A 15,152-nucleotide genomic window follows, 5' to 3' on the forward strand; every position below is an offset into this window, starting at 1 on the left:
AAGGTCGACGATGTCACGCACGCGTGCCGCCATGCGGAAAACGAGGCGGTGCTCATCTTCGGGTCGCCAGGCCTGAGCGCCGCGCGCGCGGCATCGCCCGAACTCAAGACGCGTTCATGGCCGCGTGGCTGTCCGGCCGCGCCGTGGCGGCAATGTCCGGCTCGGTCGCCGGCAGGCTGATCCGGTTGCGGCCCATGTGCTTGGCGCGGTACAGGGCCGCGTCGGCGGTGGCCACCAACTGGCAGGCAGTGGTGTCGCACGAGGCAATCGCGGTGGCCGCGCCGATACTCACCGTCACGTGGTCGTTGGCGCCGCGCCCGTTCGGCACCTTGAGCTGCTCGACCCGGCAGCGGATGCGCTCGGCCACGATGGCCGCACCCTTGAGCGACTGGTTCGGCAGGATCACGGCAAACTCTTCGCCGCCGTAGCGCGCCACCAGGTCGTTGGCCCGCATTTCGCTGGCCACGGCGCTGGCGATGCGCTTGAGGCATTCGTCGCCGCCCAGGTGGCCGTTGGCGTCGTTGTAGGCCTTGAAATTATCGACATCGACCATCAGCAGCGACAGCGGCTGCTTCTGGCGCAGGGCGCGCGCCCATTCGGCGGCCAGGGTCGTGTCGAAACAGCGGCGGTTGGCCAGGCCGGTCAGGCCGTCGAGCGTGGCCAGTTGTTCCAGCGCGACCTGGGCCGCCTTTTCCTCGGTGATATCGCGCAGGGTCTGGACCACCGCTTCGAGTTTGCCGTGCTCGTCCAGGATCGGAATGGCGTCGGTGGCCAGGTAGCGCCGTTCGCCGCCGCGCGGCATGTCGCACCAGCTTTCCGCGCCCAACTGGCCGGCCACGTGGCGGCTCCGGGCGGCGTGCGGATACAGCGAATCGAGTTCGTCGCTGCGGTTTTGCACCACCAGGTCGGCCAGGGTCGGCCGCGCTTCCCGGTAAAAGCTGCGCCAGTGATCCTGGGTGCCCAGTACTTCCTCCGCTTGCACCCCGGTCAGGCGCTCGCAGGCGCGGTTCCAGATGATCACCCGCCGCTCCGTGTCCAGCACAAAGGCGGGCACGGCCAGCATTTCCATGAGCTTGTAGGCGAACGCGCGTTCCTGGTCAGGAATGCCTTGCGCCGTCGCGCTGTGGTGTTTCATTCTGCTCATCATGTGCCGCCCCTGTTAGATGTATCCTGAAGGCAAAATATTAATTGCCGACAAGACTTAATTTTGCCTCTGGCGGACCGCCGTTCTATTGATAAAGCGCAAGCGTGCGCGCGATCGCGCTTTTAGTGTGCGGCAATTGCAACCGTCAAGGGGATCGATACCGACAGCAGGGTGCCGTTGCCGGGCAGGCTGTCGATGGCGAAGCAGCCGCCGATGGCGCGCACCCGTTCGCGCATGCCGGGCAGCCCGCAGCCGCGCCCGTTGCCAATGGCCACCATGCCGACCCCGTTGTCTTCCACCCGCAGGGTCAGCATGTCGCCGAAGCGCTGCAGCTTGACCTCGACCTCGGTGGCATGCGCATGGCGCGCCACGTTCGACAGCGCTTCCTGCACGATGCGGTACAGCATGGCATCGCGCTCGGGATCCGGCGGCGCGTCCAGCGCGGCGGGGTCGGCCGTGAAGGCATGGCGGATGCCGTGCATACGGGTAAATTCGCTCAGCTGCCACTCGATCGCGCTCTGGAAACCGGCTTCCAGCACCACCGGCCGCAAGTCGTAGATGATGGCGCGCAACGACTTGATGGTGTTGTCGAGGTTGCCGATCATGCAGTCGACTTTCTGGGTAATCAGGGGATGGGCGCCGGTGGTACTCACGTGCAGCAGTTGCAGGTCGATCTTGAGGGCCAGCAAATTCTGGCCGAGGTCGTCATGGATGTCGCGCGCGATGCGCTGGCGCTCGCTTTCGCGCACGTTTTCCTGTTCCTTGCTCAACTGGCACAGCGACAGATGGGTGTTGGCCAGCGCCAGTTCGGCCACGTCGCGCGCGTGGCGTTCGATGGAGAGCTGGGCTTCCTTGTCGGCAAGCTGGTCGTCCAGGCGCAGGTGGCGTTGCAGCAGGGCGTAAAAGCCCCAGCCGATGAGCAGCATCCAAACCAGGGCGAGCAGGGCGGTGGGCGTAATATGCATGAGAACCTTCCGAAGAATCTGACAAGACTAATCCGACAAAACCAAGCCGACTCCGATCAAGTTACTCCGCACGATCTTCACGAATATTGTCTCTGGTCAACTCTATTTCATTTCGGAATGTATCTGTCGTAACGGCATCATTTTTCGTGATTTCCGGATGATCCACGCGACCTTGCTATAATGGAGGGTTGACGATTAGGACAATCAAGTGACTTACAGCATTAAAGAGATTTTCTACACCCTGCAGGGAGAAGGCGCGCACGCGGGGCGTCCCGCCGTGTTTTGCCGTTTTTCCGGCTGTAACCTGTGGACCGGGCGCGAAAGCGACCGCGCCAGCGCCGTGTGCACCTTCTGCGATACCGATTTCGTCGGTACCGACGGCGAGCGCGGCGGCAAGTTCGCTGCCGGCGCCGCCCTGGCCGCGCTGATCGACAGCCTGTGGCCCGCGTCCTACCCGCACGGTAAATATGTGGTCTTCACCGGCGGCGAGCCGCTGCTCCAGCTCGACGCGCCCCTGATCGACGCGATGCATGCCGTTGGGTTCGAGATCGCCATCGAAACCAATGGCACCCTGCCGGTCCCGCCCGGGGTCGACTGGATCTGCGTCAGCCCCAAGATGGGGTCGAAACTGGTGGTGGAGAAGGGCAACGAGCTCAAGGTCGTCATTCCGCAGACCGGCCAGGACCTGGGCGCCTACGAAGGACTCGATTTCGAGAATTTCTTCGTGCAGCCGATGGATGGCCCGCTCGGCGAACACAACACCCGTCTCGCCATCGAGACCTGCAAGCGCCATCCCAAGTGGAAGCTGAGCTTGCAAACCCATAAACTTTTACAGATACCTTAAAGCACTTCATGCTCACCATCACACGCAAGCTCGAATTCGATGCAGGGCACCGCATTCCCGACCACAAAAGCCAGTGCCGCAACCTGCACGGGCACCGCTACACGCTCGAAATCACGCTCACCGGCGCCGTCATCCAGGCCGAAGGCAATTCCGACAACGGCATGATCATGGATTTTTCCGATATCAAGGCGCTGGCCAAGGAACATCTGGTCGATGTCTGGGACCATGCCTTCCTGGTCTACGAAAAAGACGACAAGGTGCGCGACTTCCTGGCGTCGCTGCCGGGCCACAAGACAGTCGTGATCGACCGCATTCCGACCGTCGAAAACCTGGCCCAGATCGCCTTTGACATCCTCAAGGCCGCCTACACCGACCGCTTCGGCACCGGCTTGCACCTGCATAAACTGGTGCTGCATGAAACCCCGAACTGCTGGGCAGAGATTACCGATGCCTGATCCAGCCTTCATGCAACTGGCGCTGGAACAGGCGCAACATGCATGGAGTCTGGGCGAAGTGCCGGTCGGCGCGGTGGTGGTCAAGGATGGCGCAGTGATTGCCACCGGCTTTAACCAGCCGATCGGGCGCCACGACCCGACCGCGCACGCGGAAATCGTCGCCCTGCGCGCCGCCGCCGACAAGCTGGGCAACTACCGCTTGCCCGGCTGCGAGCTGTACGTCACGCTGGAACCGTGCGCGATGTGTTCGGGCGCGATGATGCACGCCCGTCTGGCGCGCGTGGTGTTCGGCGCGCCCGACCCCAAGACCGGCGCCTGCGGCTCGGTGCTCAATCTGTTCGGGCAAGAGCAGCTGAACCACCACACCGAACTGCTTGGCGGCGTGATGGCGGAGGAAGCAAGCGCCATGCTGCGCGCCTTTTTCGCCGAACGGCGCCAGGCGGCCCAGGCCGCGCGGCGGGCGGCACAGGCGGCGCCAGGCGCGCAGGATGGTGCGCTGCAATAGCGGCGCCATACGCTCGGGGCCTGCGCCACGGTGCGCACCGTATGCCGACCCTTGCACAAAAATGGTATGCTGGTTTGCGGTCAAGCGCCTCCTGCGGCAGGCATTGCGCGCCGCGCGACCTTACCAATCACAAGCAGGCACCCTGAGCATGCCTATTCTTACCGCCAACGGGATCCGGATCGCCTACGAAACTGCAGGCGACCCCAAGGACACGCCGCTGCTGCTGATCATGGGCCTGGGCATGCAGCTGACCGCCTGGCCCGACGACTTCGTCGATGGCCTGGTCGAACTGGGCTTCTACGTGATCCGCTTCGATAACCGCGATAGCGGGCTATCCACCAAATTCGACCACGCCGGCACGCCCAGCCTGGCGCTGGCCTGGCTCAAGAAACGGCTGCGCTGGCCGCTGCGCAGCGCCTACACCCTGGCCGACATGGCCGACGACGCGCTCGGCGTGCTGACCGCCTTCGGCATCGCGCGCGCCCATGTGGTGGGTGTTTCCATGGGCGGCATGATCGCGCAAATCCTGGCGGCGCGCCATCCCGCACGCGTCATCAGCCTGACCTCCATCATGTCCGACAGCGGCCGGCGCGGCCTGCCCGGGCCGACCAGGGAAGCGCGCGCGGTGCTGACGCGCCCGCCGCGCAATGCCAGCGACCTCGACAGCCTGGTCGCGCACATGGTCCATGCGATGCGCGTGATCGGCAGCCCGGCCTATCCCACGCCCGAGCGGCTGCTGCGCGAGCGTATCGCGCGTTCCATCCAGCGCAATGTCTGTCCGGGCGGCGTGGCGCGCCAGCTGGTGGCCATTGCGGCCTCGGGCGACCGCAGCGAACTGCTCCAGTCGATCCGCGTACGTACGCTGGTCATTCACGGCGCCGCCGATCCGCTGGTGCCGCTGGCCTGCGGCGCGGACAGCGCGCGCCTGGTGCCCGACTCGCGCCTCGAAGTCATCGAAGGCATGGGCCACGACCTGCCGCCGCAATTGATCGAGCGGCTGCTTGCCTTGATCGATGCGCACGCGCACGGTAAGATGAGTCCCGACTCCACAGCGCGGCTTTTCGAAAAACAGTGAACTCACAACCCATCGGCATCGCCATCGTCGCGCCGAGCGGCTACGGCAGCGACAACGCGGCCATCGAACGCGGCATCGCCGCCCTCACGGCGCAGGGCCACACCGTCCACAACTACTTCGAGGCCGACAAGGTGTTCCAGCGCTTCGGCGGCACCGACGCGGCGCGCCTGGCGCAGTTGAACGCCGCGGCGAACGACCCGCAGGTGCAGGTGGTGATGGCGCTGCGCGGCCAGTACGGGCTCACGCGCCTGCTGCCCGAGATCGATTTCGCGCGCATGGCCGACAGCGGAAAGATCTTTGTCGGCTACAGCGACTTCACCGCCTTTCATATGGGCCTGATGGCCAAGACCGGTGCGCAAAGCTACGCCGGGCCGATGTTCTACAGCGACTTCGGCGCCGCCGAGCCGGTGGCCTTCACGCAGGACGACTTCTGGCGCTGCCTGCGCGGGCCGTGCCACACGATCCGCGCCTGCGCCGGCGGCAACCCGGTCGCGCAGGTGGAAGGCACGATCTGGGGCGGCAACCTGGCCATGCTCGTCTCGCTGCTGGGCACCGAGTGGTTTGCCCGCATCGACGACGGCATCCTGTTTGTCGAAGACATCAACGAGCATCCCTACCGCGTCGAGCGCATGCTGCTGCAATTGCTGCAGGCCGGCGTGCTGGGGCGCCAGAAGGCGCTGGTGCTGGGCGAATTTTCCGGCTACCGCCTCACGCCGGCCGATAACGGCTACGATTTTTCCGCCATGCTGGCCTACCTGCGCGCCACGCTGCCGATTCCCGTGCTGACCGGGCTGCCGTTCGGGCACACGCCGCACCGCGCCACGATCCCTTTCGGCGCGCGTGCCCATGTGTGCTCCGACGAGGCGGGCTTCACGCTGACCATGAACGACTACCCGACCGTCGCCCATGACTGACGCCGTCGGGGCAGGCGACTACTACCGGTCTACCTCGCCGGGCGAGCACCATGCGCCGCTGGCTGGCCGGCATGACGCTGCCGTGTGCATCGTCGGCGCCGGCTTCGCGGGGCTGGCGACGGCCATCGGATTGATCGAGCGCGGCGTGCGCGACATCGTGCTGCTCGATGCGCAGCGCGTCGGCCATGGGGCGTCGGGGCGCAACGGCGGCTTTGTGTTCGGCGGCTTTTCGCAGGGCGAACGCAGCCTCGCCGCCAGCGCCGGCGTGGAGGAAGCGCGCGCGCTGTATCACATGACCTTGGCCGCGGTGGAGCGCATCCGCCACCGCATCGCCCAATATGGCATCGACTGCGACGCCAGGGAAGACGGCGTGTACCTGGCCAACTGGTTCGACGACGCCCGCCTGCTCGACGAGCAGCAGCGCTTCATGAGCGAGAGCATGGGCGTCGAATGGCAGCGCCTGTCGTGCGCGCAACTGGCCGACAAGCTCGATTCGGCGCGCTACTTCGGCGGCCTGTTCGAGCCGGCCGCGTTTCATTTTCATCCTCTGAAATATGCGCAGGGCCTGGCGGGCGTGCTGGCCCAGAACGGCGTGCGCGTGCATGAAGAGAGCAGGGTGGAAGCGATTGTCGCCGACGGCGCAGGCTGGCGCGTGACCACGGCCGCCGGCAGCGTCAGGGCGCGCGAGGTGGTGGTGTGCTGCGGCGGCTACATCGACAAGCTGCTTCCGAAGCTGTCGCGCGCGATACTGCCGATTGCCACCTACGTGATGGTGACGGAGCCGCTGGGCGAGCGCCTGCGCACGGCAATGCGCACCGGTGCGGCGGTCTACGACACGCGTTTCGCGTTCGACTACTACCGCCCGCTGCCCGACACGCGCCTGCTGTGGGGCGGACGGATTGCGGTGCGCGAGCGCAGCGGGGCCGACGTGGCGCGCCTGCTGCACCAGGATATGCTCAAGGTCTACCCGCAACTGGCGGGCGTGCGCGTCGAGCATGCGTGGAGCGGCATGATGAGTTACGCGCGCCACAAGATGCCGCAGATCGGGCGCCTGCCGGACGGGCTGTGGTACGGCATGGGATTCGGCGGCCACGGCGTGGCGCCGACCACGCTGGCCGGCGAAGTCATCGCCGCCGCGATTGCCGGTGACGGCGCCGCGCTGGCGCGCTTTTCCGACTGGGGCTTGCCGTTCGCGGGCGGGCCGGCGGGGCTGGCTGCCGCGCAGCTGACGTACTGGTATTACGAATTGCGCGACTGGATGCGCCAATGAAGGTAGTGCGTTCGGCGCGCATCGATACGCTGCGCGGGATGGCCGTCTTCGGTATTTTGCTCATCAACGTCTGGGGCTTCACGTTCGGCAGCGGCCTGTCGCGTTACGGCGTTCTGGGCGAGCAGGCGGCGCTTGCCGACAAGTTGGTGGTGTTCCTGATTGCCACTTTTGCGGAACAGAAGTTTTATCCCATTTTCGCTTTCCTGTTCGGCGCCGGCTTCGCGCTGCAGACGGGCGGGCGGCGCGCCCTTGGCCCCCAGCTCCATAAGATCAAAACGACTTACCTGCGCCGCATGACCTGGCTGCTTGGATGCGGCCTGCTGCATGGCACCCTGCTGTGGTTCGGCGATATTCTGACCGTGTACGCGGTCTGCGGCTTCTGGCTAGTGACGCAGGCGGGGCGCAGGCTGGCCGATATCGTCGCTGCGCTGCGCCGGGTGGTCGCGCTCAATGTGGCGGTCATGCTGTTCACGGCGTCCTACACATACGAACTGGTGACGATGACGCCGGACGTCATCGCCTGGGCCATGGGCGAGAGCGCACGCGCGCATGCCGTGTACAGCCAGGGAACGCTGATGGCGATTGCGCAGGAACGGCTGGTCGATTTCTGGAACAACCTGGTCAGTTCGCTGTTTTTCCTGCCCAAGGTGGCGCTCCTGTTTCTCATGGGCGTCGTCAGCGCGCGCCTGGGCTGGCTCACGCATCCGCAGCGCCACCGCGCACTGTGGCGCAAGGTACTGCTGGCCGCGCTATGGGTCGGCGTACCGGTCAACCTGTTATGGGGCTGGGCCGCGCTGCGCGATGCGATCAATCCCATGGCAGGCGCGCCGTTGGCGGCGCTGGTGTCGATGCTGGTCGAAGTGGCCGGCCCGCTGCTGGCGGCCGGCTACGTCGCGGCGCTCATGTGCGCCTCCGGCCGGGTGGCGGCTGCTTTGGCGCAGTGGTTCGACGCGGTCGGCCGCATGGCGCTGAGCAACTACCTGGTGCAGTCGCTGCTGTGCGATTTGCTGCTGCAAGGGGCCGGCCTTGGCCTCGGGGCGACGCTGTCGCACGGCGCGCTGATCGGCGTGTGCGTGCTGATCATGATCGTGCAGGTGCTGCTGAGCCGCTGGTGGATGCGGTCCCATCGTCATGGCCCTGTGGAAGCGTTGTGGCGCCGCTTTACGGGGCCGTCCCCGGAACACGGAATGGCAGGCAGATGAGTCTCGATAAAGAAAAGGTAGACATGCAACCCTCACGCGTGCTTAGGTCCACGCCAGGTGCCGTATTGGCCCGGCATGCCGGTTTCCTGCTGTTGATGCCGCTAATATCGACATTGCTGGCTGGCTGCGCCGCTTCCAATCGGGCGGATTTGACGTCGGGGAGTGTGCGCGACACCTTAAGAGTTCTTGCGGAAAGGCATCATGTTTGTGGTGTGGCGGTGGCCGTTATCAAGAACCGGCAGCTTGATTCCATCGAATCCGCGACTGGCTGCCTGCCAGCTTCGACGCTGGCTCCGGACAGCGTTTTTCAAGCGGCATCGCTGAGCAAGCCGGTCTTTGCGTATGCGGTGCTGAAGCTGGTGGAGCAAGGGAAATTGGCGCTTGACGTTCCGGTAATGAGCTATCTGCCGCAAGGCTATCGGCATCAATTCAATCCTTTGAAAGAGGAGCCTTCCGAACTGGTAGCAGACACGCGTCTTCAGGCAATTACCGTCCGGATGGTTCTGAATCACACCTCAGGATTGCCGAACTGGGCTTCCGGGCCCCTGAAGGTCGATTCGACTCCCGGAAAAAAATGGCAATATTCAGGGGAAGCTTACGTGCTGCTGCAGCGGGCGGTGGAGGCGGTCACCGGTCAGCCACTGGATCAATTCATGCGCGCCCAGGTATTCAAGCCGCTGGCCATGAATCACAGCGACTTCGTATGGAATGAACGAATCGCGCAAAACCTTCTGCCCGGGACCAAAGCGAACGGGGCGCCGAGAGCGACAATTCAGTGGAACCGCCCGATTGCAGCCGCTTCGCTCTACACCAGTGCGGCGGATTATGGAAAATTCCTCGTCACGCTGCTGAACGATGACCATTTGATCAAACAGATAAGCGCATCGCCGGTCACGGTGGAGCCCGGCCTTGGTCTCAGCTGGGGCTTGGGTTGGGGAATCGAGCGCGATCGGGACGATGTCTCTATTTGGCAATGGGGGAATAATACCGGTTATCGCGCCTTCGTCATCGCCTCGGTCCGAACGGGGGATGGCTTTGTGATGCTGACCAACAGTGAAAATGGGTTGGAACTGGCGCAACCGATGGCGCAAAAAATCGTGCCAGGCGAGCATAAACTCTTCCAGTCTCCCATGCTCGGTGTTGACGTTATCAATGTGTTTTGCACGACACTGCGCTTGTGCCTTTAACTCATGATCAGCGGCGCCGGGAATAGCTGCTCACGCGAGGCTCATGTGGCCGGCGACGATCTGCCATTGTCCGCCATCGTCGGGCGCGCGCCAGGTGCGGGTGCAGCGCAAGTCGAGATTGAATGGCGCTGCGCCGAAGCTGCCCACCAGATTCATGCGCGCCGAGATGACGCCAAGGCGCGCGTCGGCCACGATCTGGCGCTCCGCCGCCCCAATCGCGGTGAATTTGAGCAAGCCGGAACGGTGCATGTCGAGATCCTCCCGCTTGCCGATGACCTGGCCCATGTGGGTGGTAAACAGCAGGCCGGGCGACATGAGGCGCTCGAGCGCCTCGACGTCGGACGCCAGCATGGCGCGGCGCAGCTGTTCTTCCAACGCGATGATGCGGTTTTGCGCTTCCTTGTCGTGCATGGTGTTCCCCTGATAAAGAACGCCGGGAGTGCATCCCGACGTTTTTGAAAGTTCAGAACTGGTAGCGAAATCCCGTCGAGAGTACCGTTACCTTGGTTTTGGTCAGGCGCATCGCTTCCGCATTGATCGACAGGTGCGGAGTGAAGGAGAAGCGCACGCCCGCGCCAATACTCGGATCGGTTTCGTTGTAATCGCTGTAGCGCGGGGACGCTGCGTGCATTTTGGTGCGGCCGATGCCGGCGCGGCCGGTCAGGCTGAAACGCCCGCCCAGGGGAACGGCGCCGGTGACGGCCACGCCATAATGCTCCTCGGGGAAAGCCTCGTGCCTGTGCTCGAAATAATACGGCGCTTCGATGAAACTGAGCGTGTTGGTGAACACTTCGACGCCCACGGTGCTGTTGAACTGATAGCCGGCGCGCAGTCCGAACGACACATTGTCGCGTTCGATCTGCTTATTCGACGCCCTAGCCTGGCCGATCAAGGTGCCTGCATACGCGCCGGCGCCATCGGGAGCCGCCGAAGCGGACAGGGAAAAGCCGGCGGCCAACGCCAGAAGGGCGCTGCTGTACATCATTCGCATAATTTATCCTGGTAAAGTTGGTGCGATAGCCTGACGAGGAATTGGCTATTGCTACGTGGAATTATAACCGGATTGATAGCGATAATGTCAACTCTGTTATTCGTGCAATATTGCCTGATAAATAGACGGTTTGCTGTCTGTCTTTTCAGTGCATATATGCATAAAGCGGCTTTGTCCGACATGAAAATACAGGCTATGCGGGCAGTCGCGACCCGATTATCGCGACACGTCAAAGGATCATATGAAGAAAATCGTCTCGCTGTTTCAGCGCAACTACGATGGTGACCGCCAGGTGCGCGACGAGGTCGTGCCCGGGGCCGAGTGGGTGGCCGCTGGCGAAGGCATGGCAACGCGCAAGTGGGACGGCATGGCGGTCATGGTTGCCGATGGCGCCATTTTCAAGCGCTACGACGCCAAAGCGGGGCGCACGCCGCCCGCCGATTTCCTGCCCGCGCAGCCGGCGGCGGATGAGGCGACCGGCCATTGGCCGGGCTGGGTTCCCGCAGTCGGACCCGATTCGGCGCGTATTATCGAAGGCGTTGAGTGGGGCGCGCGCACGCTGTTCGGCGGCGGCCCGGTTCCCGATGGTACGTATGAAGTGTGCGGGCCGAAAATCGGCACCCGCCACGGCGCCAATCCCGAGCGCCTGACCGAGCATATCCTGGTCGCGCACGGCAAGGACCAATTGCCGGACTGCCCGCGCACCTTCGACGCCTTGCGCGACTATCTGAGCGAGCATGTCATCGAAGGCATTGTCTGGCATCACCCGGATGGGCGAATGGCGAAAATCAAGGCGAGCGATTTCGGTATCAAGCGCACATAGCCGGAGGGCGAATTCCAGCCAGGCCGCCCACGGCCATCAAAACCCGGGCTGCCATGCGCGCGCGATTCACCAACTATTCATCGCCACCTGAATGATTCGTCACCAACTACACAGTGGCCCCTGTAGAAACTCAGGCTAGAAACTATGGCGCATGCCAACATTAAAAGCCCGGTCCCCGCCGCCTGCAACACCGCCGGATTCTTTGACGAGAGCGGCGTCAGCCACGCCATACACTGTGACACTGCTTTGCGCCATGGCAACGTTGCAAAAAATTCCGCACACGGCGAAGACATACTTGTTCATGGTAGTTCCTTGCAAATCGGTTGAATATTTACTGGCACTGTTGTCCAGGTCTCGGCGACTTCTTCAGACAACGTCATGCCACGAGCGTATGGCGGCCGGGAACGATGTCCTGACGAGTTTCATTGTGAGGTGAACAGGCCGGTACCGCCTGGCGCACCATGCGTCTGTCAGATTTGCCCGGCCTTTGCACCAGCAGCGCTATCCGGTCCGAGATGTGACGGCTATTTATAGATTCCGCTGGCGACAAGAACGTCACCGGATTTTTCAAGATAAGTGGATTTCTTGTCAACCTTTTTCGTCACAGGATTAGGCCAGCTGTAATCGATCCATCCCTTTCCTTTAGTACTGGCCAATTTAATAAAATTCTTGACCATGGTATTGCCATCGGCGTCCTTCAGTTCGAGCACATTTTTGCCGATAATCTTGGCGTTAGCGCCGTTGGCCCACTCCATACCGTCCATGTCGATGACGAAGATATACAGATCACGATCGACGAATGCGCCTTTTGGGTTACTGAATTCGGCAAATGCCTTGTCCTTGCCATTGGCCTCGAGATAAGCGACCGCTTTCTTGACGAGAGCCGTTGCCTCTTCAGCGATGCCGCGCTCGGCAGCGAATACAGAACTGTGCAAGCTCGCTGAAATCAGCAGGACGCTGGCGGTACGTAGCATGTTATTAATAATCATGATTTCTCCTGTATGTTACGGATAAAAGCAAGGGCCTGATTCGTTCCGGTTGGGCGCTGCAATATCAATGTCTGGTGACGAAGAATATGAGGCATTATTAAAATCATGGATGCCATCAATCTTGACCGGACGCGGTCGGATGTATGTCGACATCAATTCGGCAGGTATGGAACGACAAGATGTTTCAGTCTTACATTTATTCAGGCAAATTGCGACAAATATGAGGTGCACTGTTGTTTTTTTTGGATCGCTGCGGTGCGAAGGAGGTAAGCGGCCAGCGACTCCAGCGCCATGCGTGCTCGGCTTGGCCGCACCGTGCCTATCGACTATTCAGCAGGGTAGTGGGGGGGGATCTGTATCGGGAAGGAGCCCGGGATAGCGCGTGGCGCAATGAGAAGTTGAGTAGTTCGCCAATTCTTCCTGTCAAAGGCCAGTAGGCCATGATGCTGGAGTTGAGTAATAGACGTTACCAACCCTCAATAAAGTCACTCTGCTTATTCATATAATGTTGATTTAAAATACAAGCCAACAGCTGACGGCCGGCTCTGACGTGGCGAAAGCAGACTTTACTCAGGCGAAGTGAGCAGTTTCAATGCCAGAATGCCTTGCAATCTTCCAATATCGGCTTTCCGGTGAACGCTTTGCTTGGTTATTGTAAGCACCTGGCTTTCAATAGGCGTTACCGAGGCGGCTGCAACGCTTGCCGGCTGAATGTCGTTAGCTTCAAATAATTTCGGCGCCAGTTTCTATATACCGATTCCATGCAGATCGTTAGGTTTACCTTGCCGAGTACGCATTTCCATCGAATGAAGATGGGATAAGTGGGAGCTGTTCTCGGACAAAAGAATCGTCGGAACTCCTGTTATGCGCACGAGGTCGCGCGACGCCACAAATGCGGGGAAGGGAAGCATCGCTTGGGCTGTGCGGATGTGCCGCCCAGGCACAAATAGAGGTGTGCGGGCTTGAGCGTCGAGACACGCAGTGCGAAGCAAACCCGGCCACGATCCCGCGACGAACGGCCGGCTCAGGCCACGGCCGGGCAGAGCGCGCAGATTGCGCGCCAGGTCATTGTTTTCGATGCGATGTACAGCGGCGGGCGGTGCATATTGTATAATGGCCGATTAGCGCTCAGCGCCTGTTTCCATTCGCAAAAGACCCAATCCAGCATGCTATCCACAGCTAACATCACGATGCAGTTCGGCGCCAAGCCGCTGTTTGAGAACATCTCCGTCAAATTCGGTGACGGCAACCGTTACGGCCTGATCGGCGCGAATGGTTGCGGCAAGTCGACCTTCATGAAGATCCTCGGTGGCGACCTCGAGCCATCGGGCGGCACCGTCATGCTCGACACCAACGAGCGCCTGGGCAAGCTGCGCCAGGACCAGTTCGCGTTCGAAGACATGCGCGTGCTGGACGTGGTCATGATGGGCCACACCGAACTGTGGAACGCCATTTCCGAGCGCGACGCCATCTACGCCAACCCGGAAGCGACCGACGACGACTACATGCACGCGGCCGAACTCGAAAGCAAGGTTGCCGAATACGACGGCTACTCGGCCGAAGCGCGCGCCGGCGAACTGCTGCTCGGCGCCGGCGTCTCGATCGACCAGCACCAGGGCCCGATGAGCGCCGTGGCGCCGGGCTGGAAGCTGCGCGTGCTGCTGGCCCAGGCCCTGTTCTCGAATCCGGACATCCTGCTGCTCGACGAGCCGACCAACAATCTGGACATCAACACGATTCGCTGGCTCGAAGACGTGCTCAACGACCGCAATTCGACCATGGTCATCATTTCCCACGATCGCCACTTCCTGAACCAGGTGTGCACGCACGTGGCCGACATGGATTACGGCACGCTCAAGGTATATCCGGGCAACTACGACGAATACATGTTCGCCTCGACCCAGGCGCGCAACCAGCAACTGGCCAACAATGCCAAGGCGAAAGAAAAAGTCGCCGAGCTGCAAGACTTCGTGCGCCGCTTCGCCGCCAACAAGTCCAAGGCACGCCAGGCAACCTCGCGCGCCAAGCAGATCGACAAAATCAAGGTCGACGATATCAAACCGTCGTCGCGCGCCTATCCCTTCGTGCGTTTCGAAGCCGAGAAAAAACTGCACCGCCTCGCGGTGGAAGTTGAAGGCATTTCCAAGAAATACGATCGTCAGCTGTTCAAGAATTTCAGCATCATGGTCGAAGCCGGCGAGCGCATCGCGATCATCGGCGCCAACGGTGCCGGCAAGACGACCTTGCTGCGTTCGATCGGTTCCGAGCTGACCGGTTTGCAGCCGGACACCGGCCGCGTCAAGTGGGCCGAGAACGCCAACGTCGGCTACATGCCGCAAGATCCGACCGAGGAATTCGCCACCGATGCGGTCCTGACCGACTGGATCGGCCAGTGGACCAAGGAAGGCGACGACGACCAGGCCGTGCGCTCCATCCTCGGCCGCCTGCTGTTCGGCGGCGATGACGTGAAGAAATCGGTACGCGTACTGTCCGGCGGTGAAAAAGGCCGCATGATGTACGGCAAGCTGATGCTTGGCCGCCACAACGTCATGCTGCTCGACGAGCCGACCAATCACATGGACATGGAATCGATCGAGTCGCTCAACATTGCGCTCGAAAAATACACCGGCACCCTGATTTTCGTCTCCCACGACCGCGAGTTCGTGTCCTCGCTGGCCAACCGCATCCTCGAAATCAAGGAAAACGAAATCGTCGACTTCCGCGGCAACTACGAGGATTACCTGACGAGCCAGGGTATCGACTAAGGCTGGCAACGGGGCGCCTGGCG

General features: G+C 62.1%; 16 protein-coding genes. 10 read left to right on the top strand and 6 right to left on the bottom strand.

Annotated features, from left to right (window positions below):
- Positions 1-103: 103 nt before the first annotated feature.
- Together PO883_RS25025 and PO883_RS25030 are read right to left on the bottom strand one after the other, a co-directional pair.
- Complete coding sequence (locus PO883_RS25025) at positions 104-1,135, bottom strand: GGDEF domain-containing protein (protein WP_289312168.1); 1,032 nt, start codon at positions 1,133-1,135, stop codon at positions 104-106.
- A 131-nt stretch (positions 1,136-1,266) separates the two neighbouring features.
- Positions 1,267-2,109, bottom strand: a complete 843-nt coding sequence (locus PO883_RS25030) for a sensor histidine kinase (protein WP_289312169.1) — start codon at positions 2,107-2,109, stop codon at positions 1,267-1,269.
- Positions 2,110-2,317: 208 nt separating this feature from the next.
- On the opposite strand from PO883_RS25030, the gene queE reads away from it, so the two are divergent.
- The 8 genes from queE (at position 2,318) to PO883_RS25070 (ending at position 9,561) form a co-directional block, all read left to right on the top strand.
- Complete coding sequence (gene queE, locus PO883_RS25035; protein ID WP_289312170.1) at positions 2,318-2,953, top strand: 7-carboxy-7-deazaguanine synthase; 636 nt, start codon at positions 2,318-2,320, stop codon at positions 2,951-2,953.
- Positions 2,954-2,961: 8 nt separating this feature from the next.
- A complete protein-coding gene (gene queD / locus PO883_RS25040) occupies positions 2,962-3,408 on the top strand; it encodes a 6-carboxytetrahydropterin synthase QueD (protein WP_054262350.1) in 447 nt (148 codons plus the stop codon).
- Positions 3,401-3,913: a tRNA adenosine(34) deaminase TadA gene (gene tadA, locus PO883_RS25045; protein ID WP_167094237.1), complete on the top strand. Its 513-nt coding sequence runs from the start codon at positions 3,401-3,403 to the stop codon at positions 3,911-3,913. Before queD ends, tadA begins: the two co-directional genes overlap by 8 nt.
- Before the next feature lie 148 nt (positions 3,914-4,061).
- Positions 4,062-4,988 (top strand): alpha/beta fold hydrolase, encoded by a 927-nt coding sequence (locus tag PO883_RS25050; protein ID WP_289312171.1) that lies wholly within the window; start codon positions 4,062-4,064, stop codon positions 4,986-4,988.
- Entirely contained in the window at positions 4,985-5,902 is a 918-nt protein-coding gene (gene ldcA, locus PO883_RS25055) for a muramoyltetrapeptide carboxypeptidase (protein ID WP_289312172.1), read from the top strand. Before PO883_RS25050 ends, ldcA begins: the two co-directional genes overlap by 4 nt.
- A complete protein-coding gene (locus PO883_RS25060) occupies positions 5,895-7,172 on the top strand; it encodes an FAD-binding oxidoreductase (RefSeq protein WP_289312173.1) in 1,278 nt (425 codons plus the stop codon). Before ldcA ends, PO883_RS25060 begins: the two co-directional genes overlap by 8 nt.
- Positions 7,169-8,374, top strand: coding sequence for a DUF418 domain-containing protein (locus PO883_RS25065; protein ID WP_289312174.1), 1,206 nt, complete (start codon positions 7,169-7,171; stop codon positions 8,372-8,374). The genes PO883_RS25060 and PO883_RS25065 overlap by 4 nt, the downstream gene beginning before the upstream one ends.
- On the top strand, positions 8,371-9,561 hold the full coding sequence (locus PO883_RS25070) for a serine hydrolase (RefSeq protein ID WP_289312175.1): 1,191 nt from the start codon (positions 8,371-8,373) through the stop codon (positions 9,559-9,561). The genes PO883_RS25065 and PO883_RS25070 overlap by 4 nt, the downstream gene beginning before the upstream one ends.
- Before the next feature lie 30 nt (positions 9,562-9,591).
- On the opposite strand, the gene PO883_RS25075 is transcribed toward PO883_RS25070, so the two are convergent.
- Together PO883_RS25075 and PO883_RS25080 are read right to left on the bottom strand one after the other, a co-directional pair.
- Positions 9,592-9,972: a nuclear transport factor 2 family protein gene (locus PO883_RS25075; RefSeq protein ID WP_289312176.1), complete on the bottom strand. Its 381-nt coding sequence runs from the start codon at positions 9,970-9,972 to the stop codon at positions 9,592-9,594.
- 52 nt (positions 9,973-10,024) lie between these two features.
- The gene (locus PO883_RS25080; protein ID WP_289312177.1) at positions 10,025-10,552 is read right to left on the bottom strand and encodes a porin family protein; all 528 of its coding nucleotides are present in this window, start codon (positions 10,550-10,552) and stop codon (positions 10,025-10,027) included.
- 241 nt (positions 10,553-10,793) lie between these two features.
- On the opposite strand from PO883_RS25080, the gene PO883_RS25085 reads away from it, so the two are divergent.
- Complete coding sequence (locus tag PO883_RS25085) at positions 10,794-11,375, top strand: hypothetical protein (protein ID WP_289312178.1); 582 nt, start codon at positions 10,794-10,796, stop codon at positions 11,373-11,375.
- Positions 11,376-11,510: 135 nt separating this feature from the next.
- Here PO883_RS25085 and PO883_RS25090 read toward each other — a convergent pair whose 3' ends face one another.
- Together PO883_RS25090 and PO883_RS25095 are read right to left on the bottom strand one after the other, a co-directional pair.
- Positions 11,511-11,678, bottom strand: a complete 168-nt coding sequence (locus PO883_RS25090; RefSeq protein ID WP_289312179.1) for a porin — start codon at positions 11,676-11,678, stop codon at positions 11,511-11,513.
- 221 nt (positions 11,679-11,899) lie between these two features.
- Positions 11,900-12,364 (bottom strand): cache domain-containing protein, encoded by a 465-nt coding sequence (locus PO883_RS25095; RefSeq protein ID WP_289312180.1) that lies wholly within the window; start codon positions 12,362-12,364, stop codon positions 11,900-11,902.
- Positions 12,365-13,530: 1,166 nt separating this feature from the next.
- Here PO883_RS25095 and PO883_RS25100 point away from each other — a divergent pair.
- Positions 13,531-15,129: an ABC-F family ATPase gene (locus PO883_RS25100; RefSeq protein ID WP_054264505.1), complete on the top strand. Its 1,599-nt coding sequence runs from the start codon at positions 13,531-13,533 to the stop codon at positions 15,127-15,129.
- The last annotated feature ends 23 nt before the right edge of the window (positions 15,130-15,152 follow it).

Origin of the sequence: Massilia sp. DJPM01, assembly GCF_030348125.1 — a bacterium.
GTDB classification, from domain to species: domain Bacteria; phylum Pseudomonadota; class Gammaproteobacteria; order Burkholderiales; family Burkholderiaceae_D; genus Telluria_A; species Telluria_A frigida.

Excerpts from the sequence above, each read along its gene's own strand:
- PO883_RS25025 (WP_289312168.1), bottom strand. The coding sequence starts at position 1,135 with ATGAAACACCACAGCGCGACGGCGCAAGGCATTCCTGACCAGGAACGC.
- PO883_RS25030 (WP_289312169.1), bottom strand. The coding sequence starts at position 2,109 with ATGCATATTACGCCCACCGCCCTGCTCGCCCTGGTTTGGATGCTGCTC.
- queD (WP_054262350.1), top strand. The coding sequence starts at position 2,962 with ATGCTCACCATCACACGCAAGCTCGAATTCGATGCAGGGCACCGCATT.
- tadA (WP_167094237.1), top strand. The coding sequence starts at position 3,401 with ATGCCTGATCCAGCCTTCATGCAACTGGCGCTGGAACAGGCGCAACAT.
- PO883_RS25050 (WP_289312171.1), top strand. The coding sequence starts at position 4,062 with ATGCCTATTCTTACCGCCAACGGGATCCGGATCGCCTACGAAACTGCA.
- PO883_RS25060 (WP_289312173.1), top strand. The coding sequence starts at position 5,895 with ATGACTGACGCCGTCGGGGCAGGCGACTACTACCGGTCTACCTCGCCG.
- PO883_RS25065 (WP_289312174.1), top strand. The coding sequence starts at position 7,169 with ATGAAGGTAGTGCGTTCGGCGCGCATCGATACGCTGCGCGGGATGGCC.
- PO883_RS25070 (WP_289312175.1), top strand. The coding sequence starts at position 8,371 with ATGAGTCTCGATAAAGAAAAGGTAGACATGCAACCCTCACGCGTGCTT.
- PO883_RS25075 (WP_289312176.1), bottom strand. The coding sequence starts at position 9,972 with ATGCACGACAAGGAAGCGCAAAACCGCATCATCGCGTTGGAAGAACAG.
- PO883_RS25080 (WP_289312177.1), bottom strand. The coding sequence starts at position 10,552 with ATGCGAATGATGTACAGCAGCGCCCTTCTGGCGTTGGCCGCCGGCTTT.
- PO883_RS25085 (WP_289312178.1), top strand. The coding sequence starts at position 10,794 with ATGAAGAAAATCGTCTCGCTGTTTCAGCGCAACTACGATGGTGACCGC.
- PO883_RS25090 (WP_289312179.1), bottom strand. The coding sequence starts at position 11,678 with ATGAACAAGTATGTCTTCGCCGTGTGCGGAATTTTTTGCAACGTTGCC.
- PO883_RS25095 (WP_289312180.1), bottom strand. The coding sequence starts at position 12,364 with ATGATTATTAATAACATGCTACGTACCGCCAGCGTCCTGCTGATTTCA.
- PO883_RS25100 (WP_054264505.1), top strand. The coding sequence starts at position 13,531 with ATGCTATCCACAGCTAACATCACGATGCAGTTCGGCGCCAAGCCGCTG.